This window comes from Aminobacter sp. P4_H6_2, assembly GCF_056400805.1.
Window position 1 is genome coordinate 1 of the sequence record NZ_JBFUKO010001029.1, and the last position, 1,094, is coordinate 1,094.

Consider the following 1,094-nt stretch of genomic DNA (forward strand, 5'->3'; position numbering starts at 1 on the left):
AACATATGCAGCTCGCGGTTCGGGGTAGTGATGCGCTTGGCCATGAGCGCGCCGAACTGCTCGAGCAAATGGGATTGGCTAAGAGTGCGGAGCGACAAGTCGACACGCTTTCGCATGGCGACCAACGGATTCTCGAAATGGCCATGGCCATGGCGACCAAGCCAAAGGTGCTGCTGCTGGATGAACCGACGGCGGGCATGAGCGTTGCTGAAACCGACAACATGATCCGGCTTATATGCGATCGGTTACGCAGCAAAGCCGGTGTCATCATCATCGAGCATGACATGAGCGTCGTCACGCAAACCAGCGACAAGGTAACTGTGCTCGCGGCCGGGGCTGTCGCTGCCTCCGGACTGCCGGAGGCAGTACTTCGCGATCCTCTCGTTAAGGAATTGTATCTTGGAAGCGCTGCAGGTCACTAACCTTAGGGCGTATTACGGCAAGGCCCAGGTTCTACAAGGCTTGAACCTTTGCGCCCAGGCAGGCGCCGTGACCGCAATTTTGGGGCGCAATGGGGCGGGGAAAACAACCTTGCTCAAATCGCTAATGCGTTTGGGGCCGAGGGTCGAAGGAGACATCGCTATCCTGGGCAGTTCAACATTTGGGATGTCTGCGGATGCGATCGCTCGGCTTGGTGTCGCCTACATGCCGCAGGACGTCAGGGTCTTTCCGCGCCTGTCGGTTCTCGAAAACATTCAGGTTGCCGCTAGGACGGTGTCGAACCCGCGGCCGCTGAGAGAAATACTGGAAGTCTTGCCGGAGATCGAACCAAAGCTGGGACAACTGGCCGGAACATTGAGTGGCGGACAGCAACAGCTGGTCGGGATCGCGCGCAGCCTGTCCATGCGATGCCGACTGCTTCTGATGGATGAGCCCACGGAGGGACTCATGCCCCGGTTGGTTACGCAGGTCGGGGTGATCCTACGGCGCTTGGCGGCTGAAGGCGTGGCGGTCGTAATCGTCGAGCAGAATGTTGGACTGGTTCTCGACATCGGCCACGCCATTCACATAGTCGAGAAGGGCCTCATCAAATGGCAAGGGACGGCGGAAGAGGTAGTTTCCGCCAACGTGATCGATCGATACATGGGCGTAAA

Annotated in this window: 2 protein-coding genes; both read left to right on the top strand. The window is 58.4% G+C overall.

All coding sequences use genetic code 11. From position 1 onward, the window contains the following. On the top strand, positions 1-422 hold a 422-nt coding region (locus AC1DUU_RS32675; protein WP_476787427.1), incomplete at its 5' end, for an ATP-binding cassette domain-containing protein. Continuing rightward, positions 400-1,094: ABC transporter ATP-binding protein (locus AC1DUU_RS32680; RefSeq protein WP_476787428.1), on the top strand; the 695-nt coding region annotated here is incomplete at its 3' end. The genes AC1DUU_RS32675 and AC1DUU_RS32680, both read left to right, overlap by 23 nt.